18 protein-coding genes are annotated in these 19,737 nt (G+C 62.0%); 12 read left to right on the forward strand and 6 right to left on the reverse strand.

Translation table 11 applies throughout. The annotated features are described in order from the left end of the window. Positions 1-515: 515 nt before the first annotated feature. From GSQ76_RS17025 to GSQ76_RS31925, 10 genes are all read left to right on the forward strand, one after another. Positions 516-830 carry an NIPSNAP family protein gene (locus GSQ76_RS17025; RefSeq protein ID WP_158745337.1) on the forward strand — a complete coding sequence of 105 codons (315 nt, stop codon included), beginning with the start codon at positions 516-518 and terminating at the stop codon, positions 828-830. After that, complete coding sequence (locus GSQ76_RS17030; protein ID WP_158745338.1) at positions 831-1,436, forward strand: ABC transporter substrate-binding protein; 606 nt, start codon at positions 831-833, stop codon at positions 1,434-1,436. An 82-nt stretch (positions 1,437-1,518) separates the two neighbouring features. Further along, positions 1,519-1,842: an ABC transporter substrate-binding protein gene (locus tag GSQ76_RS17035; RefSeq protein WP_158745339.1), complete on the forward strand. Its 324-nt coding sequence runs from the start codon at positions 1,519-1,521 to the stop codon at positions 1,840-1,842. 559 nt (positions 1,843-2,401) lie between these two features. Then, positions 2,402-3,604: an ABC transporter permease subunit gene (locus tag GSQ76_RS17040; protein WP_158745340.1), complete on the forward strand. Its 1,203-nt coding sequence runs from the start codon at positions 2,402-2,404 to the stop codon at positions 3,602-3,604. A 226-nt stretch (positions 3,605-3,830) separates the two neighbouring features. After that, entirely contained in the window at positions 3,831-3,989 is a 159-nt protein-coding gene (locus GSQ76_RS17045) for a hypothetical protein (protein ID WP_158745341.1), read from the forward strand. Between the two features lie 261 nt (positions 3,990-4,250). Then, positions 4,251-5,186 (forward strand): IS481 family transposase, encoded by a 936-nt coding sequence (locus GSQ76_RS17050; RefSeq protein ID WP_254070470.1) that lies wholly within the window; start codon positions 4,251-4,253, stop codon positions 5,184-5,186. A gap of 260 nt (positions 5,187-5,446) precedes the next feature. Beyond that, positions 5,447-6,564 (forward strand): IS630 family transposase gene (locus tag GSQ76_RS17055; protein WP_408836799.1). Its coding sequence is split into 2 segments (ribosomal slippage): positions 5,447-6,014 and positions 6,014-6,564, totalling 1,119 coding nucleotides; the frame shifts between segments, so codons are not numbered across the junction. 339 nt (positions 6,565-6,903) lie between these two features. Continuing rightward, a complete protein-coding gene (locus tag GSQ76_RS31915; RefSeq protein WP_254070459.1) occupies positions 6,904-7,200 on the forward strand; it encodes an NAD(P)-binding protein in 297 nt (98 codons plus the stop codon). A 106-nt stretch (positions 7,201-7,306) separates the two neighbouring features. Further along, complete coding sequence (locus GSQ76_RS31920; protein ID WP_254070460.1) at positions 7,307-7,843, forward strand: NAD(P)-binding domain-containing protein; 537 nt, start codon at positions 7,307-7,309, stop codon at positions 7,841-7,843. Positions 7,844-7,882: 39 nt separating this feature from the next. After that, the gene (locus tag GSQ76_RS31925; protein ID WP_254070461.1) at positions 7,883-8,338 is read left to right on the forward strand and encodes a hypothetical protein; all 456 of its coding nucleotides are present in this window, start codon (positions 7,883-7,885) and stop codon (positions 8,336-8,338) included. Here GSQ76_RS31925 and GSQ76_RS17065 read toward each other — a convergent pair. Genes GSQ76_RS17065 through GSQ76_RS17090 form a run of 6 tightly spaced genes read right to left on the reverse strand, consistent with a single transcriptional unit; the run spans position 8,322 to position 17,336 of the window. Beyond that, positions 8,322-9,284 (reverse strand): ABC transporter ATP-binding protein, encoded by a 963-nt coding sequence (locus tag GSQ76_RS17065; protein WP_254070462.1) that lies wholly within the window; start codon positions 9,282-9,284, stop codon positions 8,322-8,324. The genes GSQ76_RS31925 and GSQ76_RS17065 overlap by 17 nt on opposite strands. Continuing rightward, positions 9,281-11,122, reverse strand: coding sequence for a dipeptide/oligopeptide/nickel ABC transporter permease/ATP-binding protein (locus tag GSQ76_RS17070; protein ID WP_254070463.1), 1,842 nt, complete (start codon positions 11,120-11,122; stop codon positions 9,281-9,283). Before GSQ76_RS17070 ends, GSQ76_RS17065 begins: the two co-directional genes overlap by 4 nt. Before the next feature lie 8 nt (positions 11,123-11,130). Further along, on the reverse strand, positions 11,131-12,081 hold the full coding sequence (locus GSQ76_RS17075; RefSeq protein ID WP_158745344.1) for an ABC transporter permease: 951 nt from the start codon (positions 12,079-12,081) through the stop codon (positions 11,131-11,133). 9 nt (positions 12,082-12,090) lie between these two features. After that, a complete protein-coding gene (locus tag GSQ76_RS17080; protein ID WP_158745345.1) occupies positions 12,091-13,620 on the reverse strand; it encodes an ABC transporter substrate-binding protein in 1,530 nt (509 codons plus the stop codon). Between the two features lie 12 nt (positions 13,621-13,632). Continuing rightward, complete coding sequence (locus tag GSQ76_RS17085) at positions 13,633-15,288, reverse strand: hydantoinase B/oxoprolinase family protein (protein ID WP_158745346.1); 1,656 nt, start codon at positions 15,286-15,288, stop codon at positions 13,633-13,635. Continuing rightward, complete coding sequence (locus tag GSQ76_RS17090; protein ID WP_158745347.1) at positions 15,285-17,336, reverse strand: hydantoinase/oxoprolinase family protein; 2,052 nt, start codon at positions 17,334-17,336, stop codon at positions 15,285-15,287. Before GSQ76_RS17090 ends, GSQ76_RS17085 begins: the two co-directional genes overlap by 4 nt. Before the next feature lie 82 nt (positions 17,337-17,418). Here GSQ76_RS17090 and GSQ76_RS17095 point away from each other — a divergent pair, with 82 nt between their 5' ends. After that, positions 17,419-18,078 (forward strand): GntR family transcriptional regulator, encoded by a 660-nt coding sequence (locus GSQ76_RS17095; RefSeq protein ID WP_158745348.1) that lies wholly within the window; start codon positions 17,419-17,421, stop codon positions 18,076-18,078. Between the two features lie 47 nt (positions 18,079-18,125). Beyond that, complete coding sequence (locus GSQ76_RS17100) at positions 18,126-19,388, forward strand: Bcr/CflA family multidrug efflux MFS transporter (RefSeq protein ID WP_158745349.1); 1,263 nt, start codon at positions 18,126-18,128, stop codon at positions 19,386-19,388. Positions 19,389-19,737 lie beyond the last annotated feature (349 nt).

Consider the following 19,737-nt stretch of genomic DNA (forward strand, 5'->3'; position numbering starts at 1 on the left):
CCCCATTAAGCCCTAACCTCAAGAAAGTACATAACACCCTCTAGATAGCGCTGATACACCATGCAATACCGACAAGCGAGGTAGCCTGTGAAACACATTTAGCCCGAAACCTTTTCGCAGCCTGTGAGTAGGTTTACGCGACATAGGCCTCGACACTGATTCTGAGGCCGCAGCGGCGTGGCCTTCTGGCCAACCGCCGTCGTCCATTCTACGGTCCGCCGGCAGGGCCGGCGGCAATGGCGTCAATGATGTTGCAATTACGTGTACGCCCGGTCGAACGTGTCGAGTAGTTGCGGCTACCTGGTAAGGCACTCTTCAGATCAGGTTATTGTATCCGACGTTCACTTGCCACTTGATGCGTCTCGGTGGTAGTCAGATTCTGACCGAAGTGACGTGCAACTGAGCGCCACCGGGCTCGGGGTGGCAAGTAGAGGGCTGTGGCCCTATAGACATGGTGCATCCGGGGTCCGGCAACCCGCCACGAATGCCCCGCCTTATTTCGACTAGGCCCCCGTATGATCCTCGACGAGCGTACCTACGCCATCCATCCAGCCCATGTGAAAGAGTATCTCGACATCTACGTGGCGGAGGGTATGGCGCTTCAAATTAGCCATCTGGGCAATCTTGTGGGCTGGTTCACCACCGATGTCGGCGTGGTCAACGAGGTCGTTCATATGTGGCGCTATGCCGATATGGGGGATCGCGAGCGGCGGCGTGCCTCCATGGACGCGGACCCGCAGTGGCAGGTCTTTCGGATGCGCACCTCCAGCTTTGTGCAGTCGATGCGTAGCCGAATTTTGCGTCCGACTGTTTTCTCGCCGATGCGCTGAATGCTAGACGCGCAAAGTATAGCCTGGCGATTGCTTGCAATTCTGGCGGTCATACTGCCTTGCAAAGCGGGTTTCGCTGCACTGCCAACCATTCCCGTTTTGGTACCGATCATCAGTTTATTGGCGGCAGAGGGCAGCAGCCAACGCAACGGCGCATTGCTGGCTTTGCTGACCCCTCCCTTTGGTGTGAAGCCGCCATTCACAGTCACTGATACCGGCACCACACCCGGAGGCGCCTTCAATGGGTCAGAACGGGCTGTCTCTGACGGGCGTGTCACAGCCGTAGCGGCGTCTATGCTTGGCACGCAGATGCTGGCCATGTTGCCGCAAGCAGCGGAGCAAAAAGCGCTGATCGTCACGATTTCGCGGACAGCGGATATTACCCGCAAAGGCAACCGGTTTGTCTTTCAGTTCTTCCCTGCCGACAGTGTCGTAAAGAGTGCGCAGGTTCGCTATGCAATCGACACTTACCACATCAATTGCCCGGCGGTGATCCCGCAGACCATCGCCTATGGGCAAAGCGGCCGGGTAGAGATCGTCGAAGCACTGGCGGCGAATGGTGTAATGCCCGTCGATCAGTATGGGCTGGACATAAATGGTGCGTGATAGGCAGCCTATGCTGGCGGAGGCTCGGGCTGCAGGTGCCGACTTGCTGCTGCTGTAGTTGCACGGCGGGCCAACGTCGCTGTTGCTGAAAGCGGCCGCGGCGGTGAATATTGGTCTGCCGAGCGTTGCCGGGTTGGGCTTGGCACAGCCCGCCACGACGGCGCTGTTGCAGCCGGCGGAGATCAAGGGCGTTTGCGCTGAGACCCGGTCGTCGCCGATCTCGGCAGAGACTGCAGTACGGCGCGGCTTCCTTGATCGATATTGCGCAGCGCTCAAAGCGGATCCGGATGGGTTTGCGCTTGGCCAATACGACGCGACGATGATGGCTCTGGACGCTGTGGCACACGAGGCGGTCGACGCGGCGGCGGTTACTCGGGCGCTTTACAACGCGAACTATAACGGGTGAGCTGTGGCCTACAATAGTGACGGCCAGGGTTACATGGCCGATTCGGCGGTGATCGTGTGTTTCGATGGCGCTTCCCGCGTGCTGTTGGTAGTCAACATTACGCTTTCCCGCTAGTCACGCCCTGATATGCCACGTTAGAGATGGCTGCCGAAACGTCTGCTGGAGTCGGTATCCAGTAAATGCGATGATCGTCGGCATCTTCGCCGTGGGTGCGACTTTGGCAGGAGCGGCCGGCCTTCTGCTGTCGAATGTGTTTGTCGTCACACCAACCACTGGGTCGGATTACATCCGCTAAGCCTATATCGCAGTCGTCATTGGCGGCTGGGGTAGCATACCCGGGTCCGTGGCCGGGGCGGTGCTGATCGCGGGGTTTGAGGTGCTGTTCCCGAGCCTTCCCGTGCTGCCGCCCGTCTTGGGCCGCCTGCCCGGTGCCGAACAGTGTTCTCCCAAACCGTCTCGTCGGTCGTCCTTGACGTGGCGGTCCGGGTGGTCCTGGTGGTGCGGCCATGCGGATTGCTTGGCCAGGCCGTAGGCACGCGGCCATGACCCGGTTTGGTCGGTGACCGCCCAGGCACAAGTGTCGTTGCTGTTGAGCGCGGCAGCGCTAATTTATGCCGCTCGGGTTATGCCGTCCGCCTCGGGCTATGCGATGCGCGTGCTCTCCACGGCGGGCGTCTATGCGTTGCTGACGATCGGCTGCGGGTTTATCTTCGACCATGCGGGCGCACTGTCGCTGGCAAAGGGCGTCTTCATGGGGGTAGGTGCCTACGTCTCCGGCCTTCTGACAACGCCGTGCGGCGTTGGATTTGATGCAGCGCTGCCCGCAAGCATTGGACTTCCCGTGTTGTTGGCGCTGGTGCTCGCAATTCCGGTTCTGCGGCGCGCAATTTGGCTTCTGGTAAGCTTAGGTGCTTTACAGGCACGGCAGATTACGCGCGCACGCTTGGGAAATGCTTATGCGTTGCTGCGCGTGCAACCCACCGACGCAAGCGCCGTCGGGATCGATACGGGATGGCTTCGGCTTGTCGCATTCGTGCTCAGTGCCGGCTATGCTGAGCTAGCCGGGTCGCTGTACGTGCACACGATCGAGGTGTTGTCGCCCGATGTGCCTGGTTTTCCCGTCATGGTTCCTTGCCTGACGATTGCAGTGGCGGGCAGCCGCCTTCGGATCACCGGCGCCATCGTCGGGTCGGTCACCGAATTGCCAGAATGGGCCCGCTTTCTCCGCGACGATTATATGCTCGCGTTTGGGTGCATCCTGCTTGTCATCGTAGTAGCAGTACTCGGGGGCCTGGCCGTCGTGGCGGAGCAGCTGTTGGCGAAGGCCTTGCCTCTAGCAAAGGCTCTCATGCCGATCGCAATCCCGGTTACGCTGAGGCGTGTGCCTGAAACTAGAGTTGTACTTCGCGTAGCCGGGGTGAAGCGCAGTTTTGGCGGCGTGGTGGCGCGAGATGGCGTATCTCTCGACATCCGTAGCGGCGAAGTTTTGGCCCTTAACGGGCCGAGCGGCTCGGGTAAGACGGCGTTGTTGACCTCCATCACCGGTGTCTTTTCTACTGGATGCGGGCGAAATCACGCTATGCGGTGGAACGGTCGTTGGAAACGCACCGTATCGCATTGCAAGGCGCGGTATCGCGCGCACCTTTCAAACCGCGTCATTGGCCCGGAGTTATCGGCTCTGGACAATGTCGCGGTGGCTCGCAACGCGGCGCGTGTTGGGCTCGTCACGGCCCTGGCCGCCGGCTGGCGGGACAGCGCTTGAAGCCGGGCGCGGGTCGAGGCAATGGGGTTGCTGGACTGGGTGGGCGTCGCCGCATTCGCTGGCACCCGGGCGCAGTGCTGCCGCCCAGCTTGGCCCGCCGTGTCTAGCTAGCCCGCGCCTGGTAACCCAGCCCCGCATCATCCTACTCGACAAGCCGGCGGCGAGCCTCAACGAGACGGAGCAAGCCGATCTTGCGCAGCGTCTGCGCAGGGTGGCGTGGGATGCCGTGGCGGTGCTGGTAATCGAGCACAACATGGCCTTTCTTGCGGCGCTGGTCGACCGCATGGTGTGCCTGGACGTTCGTCGCATAATGGCGAACGGGTCGCCGGAGAAGGTGCGCTCCGACCCACGAGTGATCGAGGCCTATCTGGGTAGCGCGCCATGAGTGCTCGCTGCTATCGTTAGAGGCCTTAGAAGTGGGCTATAGCGCCGCGCCGGTCCTGCACAGCAGGAGCTTACATGTTGCCACTGGCAAGGCGTTTGCGGTTCTGGGGGCGAACGGTGCACGAAAGTCGACGCTGATGCGGGCAATCATTAGATGTGATCCCAGGGTTTGGTGTGCAGTCTTCTTGCTTGAGTGGAAGGAAGCGCTATGGGCCAGGTTTTCCATGGGGGCGCCACAACGACAGCGGCAATCCGTTGAGCGATACTGCATAGTCAAGAGAGCCTGAGGGACCTGGCCAAGCGTTACGGCATCAATCCCAAAACCGTCGCCAAGTGGCGCATCCGCAGCTCCGTCCAGGACCTGCCGACCGGACCCAAGAAGGCCCATTCCACCGTGCTGTCCGTCGAGGAAGAGGCCGTCGTGGTCGCATTCCGTCGACATACATTGCTGCCACTGGACGACTGCCTGTATGCCCTCCAGGCCACCATCCCGCACCTGACACGGTCCTCGCTGCACCGCTGCCTGCAACATCATGGCATCTCCCGGCGCCCCGAAATCGAGAGCGCCGCTCCGGGCAAACGCAAATTCAAGACCTACCCGCTCGGTTACTTCCACATCGACATCGCCGAAGTCCAAACCGCCCAGGGTAGGCTCTATCTGCTGGTTGCCATCGACCGCGTGACCAAATTCGCCTTCGTCGAACTGCATGAGAAGGCCACACGCCGTATCGCCGGAGACGTCCTGCGCGCTGTCATCAAAGCCGTGCCATACACCATCCATACCGTGCTGACCGACAACGGCACCCACTTCACCTCACCCGGAAATATCTGCTCAGCCTCCGCCGAGATCTGCCGCGCCATGGATTGTGGCGAGCCGTTCATGGCGCATGCTTTCGAATACGCCTGCGCCCAAAACCACATCGATCATCGGCTCACCAAGCCTGGCCATCCATGGACCAACGGCCAGGTGGAACGCATGAACCGCACCATCAAGGAAGCCACCGTCAAGCGCTTCCATTACGACACCCACGATCAGCTCCGAAGGCACCTCGGCGAATTCATCGACACGCACAATTTCGGCCGAAGACTGAAGACCCTCAAAGGCCCCCCCTACGAAGCCATCTGCAAAATCTGGACACACGAGCCCAAACGATTCACCCTCAATCCGCTCCACCAGATGCCGGGACTAAACATCTAAACCTGTGAACCTTAACCTCATCCTGGGCAACTGTCTGCGCACATGGCGAAGCGCTTCGTCACCGCAGGTAGACTTCGATCCAATGCGGCATCAGTACCCTGCAGACGCGCCCGCCGCTTGCGCGGTGCGCATCTCCTATCGATATGGACTGCATGAAGATAAATCATATAAGGCAATACGGCTGCAAAGGGGAGGAATGCTGCCATGTCCGGAACTGAAGCGACGGAGCAGCTTATACCAGGTCCTGATGTGTGTGACTCATGGGGCTTGCGCGGCTCGAGGCAGGTGTGATTCCTGTCTGGGGAGCTCAGGAGTTCTCGATGGCGATCGCGCTTCGGCCGGATTTTGATAGCTTGAGTTTGCGTCTTGCGGCGCGCGCAAGTGATGATCCAAATCAGGTGCGCCGATTGCTGGCCCTTGCAGCGATCTATGACGGTTCGACGCGGCGCGAGGCGGCAGCGATCGGCGGGGTGACCTTGCAGATCGTCCGGGACTGGGTGTTGAAGTTCAACGCGTCCGGTCCGGAAGGTCTGATCGATCGCAAAGCACCTGGAAAGCCATCGTTGCTCGACGGGAAACACCGGTCGGCTTTGGCAGAGATCGTTGAAAGCGGGCCGATCCCAGCCATCCACGGTGTGGTCCGTTGGCGGATCATCGATCTCTGCCAATGGCTTTGGGAGGAATTCCAAATCAGCGTCTCCAAACAGACGCTGAGCCGAGAGCTTCGAGCCATGAATTACCGTAAATTGTCTGCGCGGCCGCGTCATCACGCACAGGCAGCCGGTGCCATCGAAGAATTTAAAAAAAGTTCCCAACCATCCTGGACGCGATTGCGCAGAGTCTCGGGCTTAATCCCAACTCTATAGATGTCTGGTTCGGTGACGAAGCGCGGATCGGACAGAAGAACAAGATCACCCGCCGCTGGAGCCGTCGGGGCTCACGCCCCTCGGCACCGCAGGATCAGTGTACCGCGTCCACCTACATCTTTGGCGCAATCTGTCCCAAGCGAGGCCAAGCTGTCGGACTGATCCTGCCCTGGTGCAACACGGAGGCAATGAACCTTCATTTGGAAGCCATTGCCGCCAAGATCGAGCCTGGTCGACATGCCGCACTCTTGCTCGACCAGGCCGGATGGCATCTGTCGGCCGATCTGGTCGTTCCCGGCAACATCACCATCGTCCCGCTTCCCGCCAAATGCCCCGAGCTCAACCCCCAGGAAAACGTCTGGCAGTTCATGCGCGACAACTGGCTGTCCAATCGCATTTTCAGTAGTTACGAAAACGTCGTCGACCACTGCTCCGATGCCTGGAACAAGCTTGTCGATCAGCCTTGGACCATTATGAAACTCGGCTTGCGCAAGTGGGCACATGGGTTCTGATCATCAAGACATGGTATTAGCCATTGGCTTTACGAGTTCGGCCGCGGTCTAACCGTCGTCGATGCGAGTGTGGTCGCCGGGCTGTTTCGCGAGGAATGCTATTGGCGCGACCTGATCGCGTTCACTTGGACGATTCGCACGATGGAGGGGGAAGCCGGCGATACAAGTGATGGTCGATGATTGTGCCGCCTATGCTCAGCCGAGCGCATGGGCAGTCGAAGGCGAGACCAAGGAGGCGAACGACGTCGTCGAGGGCTGGATCACTTTCGAAACCGCCGTTGCCCGTGGCTGCGGATACGCCCGGCGGCGGGGGGCAAGTGCTGGACTTTGCTGACAGCCATGATGGAATTAAAGGGGTTTGAGGAGAGACAAGGTACGACGCGCGAAATGGGTGTGCTGCCGCGGGACGCGCCTGATCTCCGCACTTGGCTCGAACACCGCACGGAGATCACTGCAAGTCTGGGACGCGACGTGCAGCCGTATTGCGTCATCATCGGTGGTGGCCAGGGTGGCCTGGCGCTGGCGACGCGGTTGAAGCTGTTGGGCGTGCCGACGCTGATCGTCGACAAGCATGCGCGTCCCGGTGACAATTGGCGAAAGCGCTACAAGTCGCTTTGTCTGCACGACCCGGTTTGATACGATCACATGCCTTACATTCCATTTCCTGCGCATTGCCCGGTGTCCACGCCGAAAGACAAGCTGGGCGATTGGCTGGAGATGTATACAAGGTGATGGAACTGGATTGCTGGAACAGCACCACCTGCCAGAGCGCAGAATACGACCCGGCAACGAAGCGGTGGACACCTGTGGTGGATCGGAATGGCGAAATCATCACTTTACGCCCGTCCCAATGGTGCTCGCCGCCGGCAATGCCGGTTTTCCAAACATGCCTAATATCCCGGGTATGCAGGCTCTCCAGGGCGTAGAGCACCATTCCAGCGACCACCCCGGTGGAGAGACCTATGCCGGCAAACGCTGCGTGGTCACCGGATCCAATAACTCCGCGCACGATATTTGCGCCGACCTGGCGGAGCACGGCGCCGACGTCACGATGCTGCAGCGATCCTCCACTTTAGTCGTCCGGTCGGAGACGATGCTGCGTCTGTCTTGTAATGTACTGTACTCGGAACAGGCGGTCGCCGCCGGGTTGATGACAGAGCGCGCGGATTTGATGACAGCGTCGATTTCTTACCGCCTGTCACCGACCGTCCAGACGCCGATTTGGCAACAAATCGCGCGAGAGGATGCGTCGTTCTACAAGCGATTGGGCGCCGTATGATTTCTGTATGATTTCGGCGAGGATGGGTCGGGACTTTCGTTGAAATATCTGCGTCGCGGTTCGGGCTACTACATTGATATCGGTGCGTCGGAGATGATCGCCAACAATACGATCAAACTGCACAGCGATTCCGGGATTGCAGCGATCAAACCGCATTCAGTGCTGCTAGAGGATGGCAATGAGTTGCCGGCGGATCTGATCGTCTACGCCACCGGTTATAGCTCGATGACCGATTGGGCGGAAATGCTGATCTTGAAAGAGGTGACAGACGCGGTAGGGCCGTGTTGGGGACTTAACTCCGACATCACGCGTGACCCCGGGCCGTGGGAGGGCGAGTTGCGCAATTTGTGGAAGCCGACCGCGCAGGAGGCGCTGTGGTTCCATGGCGGCAATCTAGCTCAGTCGCGGCACTATTCGCGTTATCTGGCGCTTCAGTTGAAGGCGCGAATGGAGGGGTTCCGACCCCAGTCTATGACGCCTAAACCTCGACCCTGATGCACGCGACGCGGTGATTTGGCCCGACCGTATCCAGGGGTGGAGGGGTCGCCGCGCAGGCGTCGATTGCGATCGGGCAGCGCGTGCGGAACACGCAGCCGGAGGGCGGGTTGGATGGACTGGGCGGGTCGCCGCCCAATAGAATTCGAACTCGCCGCCGAGTTGGGTCCAGGCTGGGAGAGGCGGAAAGGAGCGCTTGGGTGTAGGGATGTTTTGGCCGTTCCAGCACGTCTTCGGCTGGCCCTTCTTCCATGATACGCCCGAGATACAGAACGATCACTCGATCACAGAGCGAGCGAACGATCTTCAGGTCGTGGCTGATGAACAGCATGCCGATGCCAAGCCGAGTGCGTAGATCCGCAAACAGGGCAATGATCTGCGCTTGCACCGAGACGTCGAGCGCAGATACCGCCTCATCCGCGACCAGGAAATCTGGTGAGGTCGCGAGCGCCCGCGCGATGCCGACACGTTGGCGCTGGCCTCCGCTGAACTCGTGCGGGAAGCGATCGGCATGCGCCGCGGTTAGGCCGACCTGGGCCAGCAGAGCCTTGATCGTCGTGCGGCGTTGGGCGCGGGGAACGCGGTTGTTTATCGCCAGTCCGTCCTCAATCTGCGGACCAATGCGGCGACGCGGGTCGAGCGAGGCGTAGGGATCTTGGAACACCAATTGCATGCGGCGGCGTCGTTCGGCGCGACCTTCTCGGTCAGGGCCGGCGATGTCCACGCCGTCCAGCAGCACGCGACCCTCGCTGACGGGCAACAGTCCTAGTATGAGCCGGCCAATGGTGCTTTTGCCCGAGCCACTCTCCCCAACTAAGCCAACCGCTTCGGCCCGGCCGACGGTAAGCGACACGTCGGACACGGCATGCACCACCCGTGCGTGGCGGAATAGCCCGCCGCCGCCAAAGCGCCGGGTCAACCGCTCGGCGGAGACTAGAGGCGTCACGCTACGGCGCCGATAGAGGGCGCGCAGGCCTGCAGTTCTTGCCAGCGGACGCATCGGGTCATGCGCCCTGGAGTGGCGTTAACCAGCGGTGGACGCGCGGCTTCGCAGGCCGGGCGCCGGTGGTCGCAGCGCGGGGCAAATATGCAGCCGGGTGGCAATGCGTTGATGGGGGGTACGATACCCGGCACGCAGGCAGGCAGCGAACCGTTTTCGGATGGTGCACTGCGGAGGAGAGCTGCGGTGTAGGGGTGCAGCGGGTTGGCGAAGACGGCGATGGCATCGCCATGTTCCACAATTTCGCCGGCATACATCACGGCGACGGTGTCGGCGATTTCCGCCACCACCGGCAGGCTGTGGGTGATAAACACCATGCCCATGTTGCCATCACGCTTCAGCGTGGCCATCAGTTCCAGCACCTGCGCCTGGATGGTGACGTCCAGCGCAGTGGTCGGCTCATCGGCGATCAGCAGACTGGGGCTGTTGGCCACAGCCATGGCGATCATCGCGCGCTGTCTCATACCGCCGGACATTTCAAACGAGAAGACGCGGGCTCGGCGCACTGGATCTGGGATGCCGACCCGCGTGAGCAACGCGATCGCCTTTGCCTTCGCTGCACTGTTGGAAAGACGTTTATGCGCCTGAAGGACTTCCGCGATCTGGTCGCCGACACGGTGAACCGGATTCAGGCTGCTGAGCGGATCTTGGAACACCATCGCCATGCGGTTGCCGCGCAGGCGCTGAAGCTCCGATTCCGGCGCCCGCAGCAACTCGTTGCCGTTGACCCATACGGCACCGGATATCGGGCGAGCGGCCAGCGGCAGCAGGCCCATGATCGACAGGCCAAGCAGCGACTTGCCCGAACCGCTTTCGCCGACGATCGCCAGCGTTTCCCCGGGGCGCAATCGCAGCGACACCTCGCGCACCGGGTAAATCGTGCCGCCAGGCGTGGCGATGGCGACGGTCAGGCCCTGGACCTCTAGCACCGGCCCGGTATGGGGCAGCATACCAGGCGCCAGGGCATCCATCAACCGGCGACGGCCGGACAGGCGACGGTGCGGATCATTCGCGTCGCGCAGCGCGTCGCAGGCAGCGTTCAGCGTCAGAATAGTCACCGATAATGCCAGGCAGGGCCACAGCAGTAGCCAAGGTGCTTGCGCCATTGTAGTGCGGGCTGCCGCGATCATCAGCCCCCATGACGATGCCGGGGGCACTACGCCCAGCCCCAGGAAGGACAGCCCACTTTCCAGCACCACGGCGGAAGACGCGGCAAGGCTGATCTGCACGAGCAGTGGTCCGCCGATATTCGGCAGCACGGTTCGCAGCAGGATGCGGGACGAACTGGCTCCCAGCACACGCATGGCCTCGACATATTCCTGCGACCTCACGGCAAGCACGCCGGCATAGGCTACCCGGGCAAACCCAGGCAGATAAACTAACGCCAGGACCGGAATGAGTGTCGATGCGCCCGGGCCTAGCAGTGTCACCACCAATAACGCCAGCAGCAGTGGCGGAAAGCACAGCACGATATCCATGCTGCGTACCGCTAGAAACTCCGCCAGGGGTCCCAGCAAGCCGCCGATCATGCCCAAGGCCGTTCCTAAGATGCAGGCGGCGGCAGTGGAGGTGGCGGCAACCAGCAGCGACACGCGCGCACCCCAGAGCAACCGGGTCAGCACATCCCGCCCATATTCGTCCTGGCCGAGCCAATGCGAGGCGGAGGGCCGCGCGAGGCGGTGGGCCACGTCCATCGATAGTGGATTGGACAACGGTAGTAGCGGCGTCACGAAGGCAGCGATTGCGATGATCGCCAGCGCCACGAATGGCCAAGATCTATACACGCGCCCTATCACGAGTTGCGCACCTGCGGATCCAGCGCGCCGTATATCAAGTCGACCGCGAGGTTAAGTGTGACGAACAGGACGGATATCACCAGCACCACGCCTTGCACCTCCGGATAGTCGCGGGCGTTCACCGCATCGACCAGCATGCCGGACAGGCCGGGGTAGTTGAACACGTATTCCACCAGAACCGTGCCACCCAGCAGCGTGCCGAGATGCAATGCCACAACCGTCACAACCGGCATAAGCGCGTTACGCAGAATATGCCTGGTGAGGATTCGATGGCGCGACAGCCCCTTCGCCCGGGCCGTGCGGACGTAGTCGCGCCATGACACGTCCAGGACGGAGGCGCGGGTGATGCGAAACACGGCCGAGAACAGGCCGGTCGCTATGGCGGCGGCAGGCATCGCCAATAGGGTAAAATGTTTGCCCGGCGCTTGCGCCAACGGCACGTAGCCGCCTGCCGACACCCAATGCAGCGTCTGCGCAAACAGCAGTACCATCAGCGTGCCCAACACGAAAACTGGCAAGGCCAGCCCGGCCGCGCTTATGATCGACAGAAGCCGGTCCGCAATGCCGCCGCGGCGCAAAGCGGCCAACATGCCCAGCGGCAGTCCGGTTATCAAAGCCAGCAGGGCTGCCGCGGCGATCAGTTCAAGCGTCCGAGGCAGTCGGCGCACGATCTCGCCGGTGACGGAACTGCCATCCTGCAAGCTTTCACCCAAATCGCCGCGCACGACCTCGCCAAGGCTTCTGAGGTATTGTGCCATCAGCGGCCGATCGAGGCCCAATTGCTCGCGTAATTGGTCGACTGCTGCTTGGTCTGGTGCCGCGCCGCCCTGGGATAGCAGCAGTTCCGCCGGGTCACCCGGCACCAGATGGATGGCGAGGAAAACGATACTGGCGACGACCCATACGAGCAGCAGCGAGATGCCAATCCGCTTGAGAACCCAGGCCATACGTCCTCCTTAATTGAAGCTGGTTTCCTCCAGGGTCGCGCCGGAGAAGAAGGTCAGCGCGCCGGGCATGTTGGTGAAGCCCCGCACGTCCTTCGTCATCGCGTAGCCTTGCGAACGCCATGCCAGGAACACGGCCGGGCATTCGTCGACGGCGACTTGTTGCAGATCCCGATAGATGGCAACGCGTTTCGCCGGGTCGAATTCGAAGCGGCCGGCGGCAAACAACTCACCGATCTTGGGAGTCTTCAGCTCGTAGCTGCGCGAGCCGCTGTTACCCTGCGTGCCGTCAATAAGGTTGGCTAGACCATCCGGATCGTTGCCGTCGGAGGTGGTGCCGTTGACCGCAATCTCATACTGGCCACGATTGCCAAGCGCGACACGGGTTGGCCAGTCGGGCAGCGCCAGTTGCGCCTGAATGCCGATTGCGGCGAGGTCTTGTTGCATCAAGACAGCTGTGTCCTTGTGCATCCCGTATTGTGCGGTCGCCAGCAGGGTGCAGGCGAAGCCGTCGGGCTTGCCTGCTGCAGCCAGAAGTGCCTTGGCCTTGGCTGGGTCGTAATTCCAGGCCTGAGCTAGCTTACCGTCGTAAAAAGGGCTGGATTTCACGATCGGCAAACCCTCGAGCGCTGCACCGCGCCCGAAGAACACAGTTTTGACGATGTCTTCCCGGTTGATTGCATGTGCGACGGCCTGGCGGATGCGCGGATCGACAAATGGGCCGCGGGCGCCGTTAAAGGTGACATACATCACCGGGCCATCGGTGGATTCCAACTTCAGCTTCGGGTCGGCCTCGATTCCGGCCATAGACTGCCACGGCACGTATTCGATGAGGTCGACGTCGCCGGATTGTAGAGCCGCAACGCGGGCCGTTTCATCGGCATAGACGATTACGTTGATCGCTTTCAGCTTCGGAAAGCCCGGGCGGTAGAACTTGTCGAACGCGGTTACTTGGATCGAGACCCCGCGATCTTGCGACTGGATCACGAACGGGCCGCAACCGATACCGGCGCCAGCCTTGTCTAGCGAGCCTTTGGCTACGATCGGCATCTCGTAGGCTGCCAGCCAGAGAGGCAACGTAGCGGTTGGCTGCTTCATGATGATGCGGACTGTGCGAGCGTCCGGCGTTTCGATCCGGTCCATACCTAGGAATTGGCCACGCATGTAGGCCGTCGACTTCTCCGCGACCACCTGCTCCAGCGTCCACTTTACGTCCTCGGACGTGACCGGCGCGCCATTGTGGAAATATGCCTCGCGCAGATGGAACACCCAGCCGCTGTCGCCGTCGCGTGCATAGGACTCCGCCAATTCACCGCGAAGCTGGCCCCTGGCGTCGTAGGACATCAGGCCGCGATGGGTCATTAGCGTGATGGTGCCTGCCGCCGTACCTGCCTGCACCCAGGGCTGAAAGCTGGGCGGGTAGCTGGATAGGCCGAAGCGCAATGGCCCCTCGTGAGGGGCGGCAAGGCCGGGGCGGCCCAGGAACGGCATTGCCGCACCGGACATTCCGGCGGCCAGCAGGGTGCGGCGGTGAAGGGCCATGCGCGGGTCCTCTCAGGCGGATTGGTTGAGTTGGGGATAGGTGCCGAGCGCGTCCTCAGGCGAGATGCGGCGCTCGGCGATGTCGCGTAGCACGGCGTCTCGGTCGCGTTCCGCCGGGTCCCCGTAGCCGCCGGCACCCGGCGTAATGATCTGCACCGTCTCACCGTCCTGCAACATGCCGGAGCCTTGGTGGAACGGCGCCACATTCTCACCATAAATAAAATTGCCCTTCCCACCGGGCAAACCGCCCAGGAGCCCCCATGGGGCGGATAGGGTGCGGGAGCCACCGAGGCGCAGCCGGGTGGGAGCTTCCGCGCGATAGATGCGGCGCAGGCCCATCCCGCCACGCTGCCGCCCGGCACCTCCGGACCCATCGACTAGTTCGTAGCGCAGCACGGTGAGCGGATACTCAATCTCCAGTGCTTCGACCGGGAGGTTGCTGGTGTTGGTCATGTGGACGTGCACACCATCTAGCCCATCGCGGTCGCGGCGTGCGCCGAAGCCGCCGGCGATGGTCTCAAGGTAAATCCAGGTGGCGCCGTCGCCCTTCTGGTTGCCGATGAAGCTGGCGACGGTGACCGAGCCGTTGGAGGCGGCGGTGACGCGTTCCGGCACCACCTGCGCCATTGCGCCGTGGATCAGATCCACCACGCGCTGACACGGGCCGATGCGACCGTTCACCGCGGCAGGATGGACGCAGTGCAGCACGCTGCCCGGCCGGGCAGACACATGGAGTGGGCGGGCAAGGCCCGCGTTCGGCAGGATGGACGGATCCACCACTGTCTTAACCGCATAGTACACGGTGGAGAGCAGGGCAGTGTAGACCATGTTGAAACCGGCGCGAACCTGGTCCGGCGAATCGAAAAGGAGAAACATCTCGTCCCCGGCGATCTTGATCTCGCACGAGAAATCCATCTCGCCCTCAATCTCAAGGTCGTCATATAAATCGGTGAAGCGGTAGGTGCCGTCGGGGATGGCGGCAATGCCGGCGCGCATCTTGCGCTCGGCGTAGTCCAGCAACGCGTCACCGGCGGCAAGCACGACGTCCCGCCCATATTTCGCGCAAAGGGCGCCGAGACGTTCCACGCCGAGCCGATTGGCCGCCATCTGCGCCCGTAAGTCGGACAGTCTCTCGTGTGGCACCTGGCAGTTCAGCAGGATCAGTTCCTGCACGTCCCTCTGCAGCACACCGGCCGAGTAGAGGCGGATTGGCGGGATGCGCAGGCCTTCCTGGTAAATGTGGGCGTGGCCGCGGTCGGCGAAATCCGAATGGTGCGCCGTGTTGACGGCCCAGGCGACGATTGCACCCTCGACGAAGATCGGCTCTGCCAAAACGATGTCAGGCAAATGGGTGCCCCCGCCTTCGTAAGCATCATTGCCAACGAAGACATCGCCGGGCTTCATGTCGGCAACGGTATGACGCTTCAGGATGTGTGGGATAATGCCGATGAAGGAACCGAGATGCATTGGAATATGCTCAGCCTGGCACAGCGTGTCGCCGTTGGTGTTGAACAGCGCGGTGGAGCAGTCTCGCCGTTCCTTGATGTTGGTGGAATAGCTGGCGCGGACCAAAGCCTCACCCATTTCCTCGGTAATAGAGGATAAGGCGCTGCCAATGACCTCGACCGTTATCGGGTCGACGGTAGGGCGGGGCAAAGCCTGGTTCATGCGGCCTCCAGAATCAGGTTCAGAAAGGGTTCGACGGTTGCAACCATATTGGGCAGAACCACAGTGGTGGTGTCCATCTGCTCAATAATGGCCGGACCGGCGATGCGGTTGCCCGCACGCAGGCTCTGCCGGTCGTAGACGGGACAGGCAGCGAAGCCGCCGGCTTCCGGCAGCCATACCTCGCGCTGCCCGGTGATTGCGCCGCTAGCGTCCGGTCCCTGGTCGGACTGGGGCTGGAACTCCGCTTTGCTGACCAGGCCCGCGGCCTCGATCCGGAAGGTGACGAGTTGCACCGCCTCGCCCTCGGCCACGAAGCCGTACATGCGTTGATGCGCGGCGGCAAACCCCACGGCCAGGACGTCGAGCGTCGCGGCGGCTACCGGGCCATCCGGCACCACCACAGCTAATTCGTAGTTTTGACCGGCGTAGCGCATGTCGACCGTGCGGGTGATCTTGCTTGCGCCTGGGGCGATGTTTTCACTGCTGAACCAGTTATCGGCCTGTCGACGCAAGGTGGTGAAGGCCTGTTCCATCGCCGGAAGAGCCGCCTCGTTCATGGTCAGCAAGCGGGTTGTGGCGAAATCGGCCCGCAGATCGGTCAGCAGCAGGCCCATTGCGCAGAGGATGCCAGGGTTGCGCGGCACCAGGATGCGGCTGATGTCTAACTCGCGCGCAAGTCGGGCAGCGTGCAACGGGCCGGCGCCGCCAAACGCAATCAGCGTGTAATCTCGCGGATCATGTCCGCGTTGCACGCTGACGACCCGAATGGCGCGGGCCATGTTGGCGGTTACGACGGAGATGATGCCCTGCGCCGTCTCCATCACACCCATACCGAGTTGGTCGGCCAGGCGAGCAATGGCCGCACGTGCCAGATCCTGTCGCACTGGCATGCGGCCGCCCAGCAGATGCGTTGGGTTCAAGGTTTGCAGCACTACGTTGGCGTCAGTCACTGCGGCTTCGGTGCTGCCCTTGTCGTAGCAGACCGGGCCGGGGAAGGCGCCGCAGGAGCGGGGGCCGACCTTCAGCAGTCCGCCACTATCCACGTAGGCGATCGACCCGCCGCCGGCGCCGACCGTGTGGATGTCCAGCATTGGGGCCTTGATCGGGTAGCCATGCACCGTCGCTTCACTCGTCAGGCGACAAGCGCCACCCTGCAGCAGTGCCACGTCGGTGCTGGTGCCGCCCATGTCAAAGGTGATGAGGTCGGGGTAGCCGGCCATTTTGCCGACCGCCTGTGCAGCGACCACGCCCGTGCTGGGGCCGGACAGGATGGTGCGCACCGGCAGCCGCGCCGCCTGTTCGAAACCGATGACGCCGCCATTGGACTGGGTCAGCTGGGGCGCCACGCGCAGCCCCATTTCGGTCAGCCGAGCGGCCAGGCGCTTGATGTAGCCCCGCATCACCGGTCCGAGATAGGCGTTTACCACTGCGGTGCTCATCCGCTCGTATTCGCGGAATTCTGGGGCGACTTCGTGCCCGGTGCAGGCGAAAGCCCCTGGGAACTCCTCGTCGATGATGCGGCGGGCCGTGTCCTCGTGCTTCGGGCGGACGAAGCCGTAGAGGAAGCAGACGGCAACGGCCTGGACACCGGCATTGCGGAGAGTACGCACAGCCTCCCGCATGGCCTGTTCATCCAACGCGGTTTCGACCGTGCCGTCATGACGCACGCGCTCTGGCACTTCCAGGCGCAGATCGCGGGCGACCAGCACGGGTGCCTTATCGGCCTGCAGATCGTAGAGGTCGGGACGCTTCTGCCGGCCGATCTCTAACAAGTCGCGGAAGCCGTCCGTGGTGATCAGCCCAGTCTTGACCCCTTTGTGCTGGATCAGCGCGTTGGTGGCGACGGTGGTGCCGTGGCCGAAAAAGCTGATGTCGCCGGCGCTGGAGCCAACGCGGGCTATGCCCTCGGCCACGCCCTGGGCGATGCCGCTAGAGGGATCCTGCGGGGTCGATGTTACCTTCCAGACGTCGATCCGGCCGCTATCATCGTCGAAGAGACATATGTCGGTGAACGTTCCGCCCGAATCTACGCCGACGCGCCAAGCCATCCGCTATCCTTCCGATGCGGGCACTTTTCCAACCCGCAAACCACCGCTCGATATCGCCGAACGGATCACGTATACACGGCGTATGCAACAGGAATCACGGCCCTGGGCGCCTGCAAAGGCTCGCGTCTACGATTATGTCCGCCGGGCCATCCTAGATGGCGAATTGGCAGGAGGCACCTTTCTGGAAGAGGAGCGGGTGTGTCTGGCGGTCGGCGTGTCCCGCACTCCAGTTCGGGAGGCCTTTCAGCAGTTGGAAAGCGAGCGGCTGATCGACCTCATGCCGCGGCGTGGCGCGCTGGTTAGGGCCGTGACGGTGCAGGAGCTGATGGAGGTCTACGAGACCCGGCTGATGATCGAGAGCCATGCTGTTCGCAAGCTATGCTCCGACCGCCAGGGGCCGCCGCCATCGATGGTGCAGACCCTGTCGCGAATGCAGCAGTCGGAAGACGACCAAACGCTGGAGCATGTCCAACTGAACACGGCGTTCCACCGTGCCCTGGTTGCTGCGGCTGGGAATAGCGTGATGCTGGAGTTGTTCGAATTCATGAGCACTCGGCAGGAGCGGGTGGCAATGACTTCGATCAGCATAGAACCAACGCGTCGCGATGTGATCCTGATGGAACACGAGCATCTGGTACAGGCGCTGGCCGAGCACGATGCCGCCTCCGCAGTCGCAACACTCACCGACCATCTTCGGCCTATCCGAGAGATCCTCCTGCACCTACCGGGCGCATCTCCCTAGGACAATTTTTTATTGTGCAGTGCAGCATCGCGTGACATTCTGATGATATGTTTGGATCTTCCCAAATCGCGGTCGCAGGGGTCGGGAGCCGATTAGGCAGCATCCGCTTCCTGGTCATCCTCAGCGCCTTGATGGCGTTCGCATCTATTTCGACCGACATCTATCTGCCGGCGCTTCCGGCGCTGGCAACCGCGTTCAGGACCGATGCAGGTCACGTCCAGATGACCTTATCGGGGTTCCTGATCGGGTTTAGCCTTGGCCAGTTGCTTTGGGGCCCGGTTGGCGATCGATACGGTCGGCGGGTGCCCATTGCATTGGGATTGGTGCTGTTCATTATCGGGTCGACCGGTTGCGCGATGTCGGGCTCGGCGGTTCAGATGACGTGCTGGCGGGTAGTGCAGGCGCTTGGCGCGTGCTCTGGCCCGGTGCTGGCGCGTGCGATGGTGCGCGATCTGTATGCCAAGGATCGCTCGGCGCAGATGCTGTCGACCCTGATGCTGGTGATGGGTATCGCACCCCTGCTGGGGCCGATCATGGGCGGCCAGGTGCTGGCGATATGGTCCTGGCAGGGCATCTTTTGGATCCTGGTGGTCTTCGGGTTGCTCGCGCTGCTGAGCCTGCTGGCACTGCCCGAAACTCTACCAAAGAACCGCCGCAGCTCTCAAAGACTGGGCGAGGCGATGATCGGCTACGTGCTGTTGGCGGGGAACCGTCGGTTGCTCGCCTATGCAGTGTCTGGCGGCTTCTTCTATGGCGGCATCTACGCCTATCTGGCGGGCACGCCATTCGCCTATATCACATATTACCATGTACCGGCCGAGGCCTACGGGCTTCTGTTCGGCATCAACATCGCCGGGATGATGGCCGCAAATCTGGTGAACAGCCGGCTGGTGATGCGCCTGGGGGCAGACCGGCTGCTGCGGTTCGGGGCGGTTGTCGCAGCGTTGTCTGGCGTGGCCCTCGCTCTCGACGCTCATTTCGGTTGGGGCGGGCTGGTCGGCCTGGTAGTGCCACTTTTTTTCTACATCTCGATGCTGGGCTTCATCGTCGCCAACTCGGTGGCGGGCGCCTTGTCGGCATTCCCGCACAAGGCGGGGGCGGCATCAGCCCTGGTGGGAGCGTGTCATTACGGCGCAGGCGTGGTTAGTTCGGCAATGGTGGGTTGGTTCGCCGACGGCTCGCCATGGACCATGGGTTGGATCATTGGCCTGTGTGGAGCGGGCACGTTCGTCAGCACGGGGTTGCTGACTCGTCCTGCGGCAGCTGTCACGGACGCTACGTCGAACGTAGCGAACTCCGTTCGGCCCTGAAGTAAGGGAGGGCAGCCGTTTCATCATCGTTCCGGTGCCCAAAGCCGGTCCCCGGTGAAACCTGATAACTTCACCAACAGGCCATCCGGCCATGACGCCGAAACGGCTTCTAGTCCGTCAGGCAGCTTCGGCAAGCCGGCCGACGCCTGAGCCGCACAACTGCGACCCCAGGAGACTAGCTTCGCGATTAGCCGCCACCGACAAAGGGTGCTCCGGCCGAGGGCCGCTGTGCCTCAGTTGCCTTGGTGTCTGCCGGCTTTTCCAGCGTTATGCAGTGAAATTGCCCGTCATCGTGCGGGCCGGAGGCTGGTGGGGCAGGGATCTTGTCCTTGCCGATCGACAGGCAATA

The organism is Acidisphaera sp. L21 (assembly GCF_009765685.1).
Classification (GTDB): domain Bacteria; phylum Pseudomonadota; class Alphaproteobacteria; order Acetobacterales; family Acetobacteraceae; genus LMUY01.

Coding starts and splice junctions, on each gene's coding strand:
- GSQ76_RS17025 (WP_158745337.1), top strand. CDS start 516: ATGATCCTCGACGAGCGTACCTACGCCATCCATCCAGCCCATGTGAAA.
- GSQ76_RS17030 (WP_158745338.1), top strand. CDS start 831: ATGCTAGACGCGCAAAGTATAGCCTGGCGATTGCTTGCAATTCTGGCG.
- GSQ76_RS31915 (WP_254070459.1), top strand. CDS start 6,904: ATGATGGAATTAAAGGGGTTTGAGGAGAGACAAGGTACGACGCGCGAA.
- GSQ76_RS17075 (WP_158745344.1), bottom strand. CDS start 12,081: ATGGCCTGGGTTCTCAAGCGGATTGGCATCTCGCTGCTGCTCGTATGG.
- GSQ76_RS17080 (WP_158745345.1), bottom strand. CDS start 13,620: ATGGCCCTTCACCGCCGCACCCTGCTGGCCGCCGGAATGTCCGGTGCG.
- GSQ76_RS17085 (WP_158745346.1), bottom strand. CDS start 15,288: ATGAACCAGGCTTTGCCCCGCCCTACCGTCGACCCGATAACGGTCGAG.
- GSQ76_RS17090 (WP_158745347.1), bottom strand. CDS start 17,336: ATGGCTTGGCGCGTCGGCGTAGATTCGGGCGGAACGTTCACCGACATA.
- GSQ76_RS17095 (WP_158745348.1), top strand. CDS start 17,419: ATGCAACAGGAATCACGGCCCTGGGCGCCTGCAAAGGCTCGCGTCTAC.
- GSQ76_RS17100 (WP_158745349.1), top strand. CDS start 18,126: ATGTTTGGATCTTCCCAAATCGCGGTCGCAGGGGTCGGGAGCCGATTA.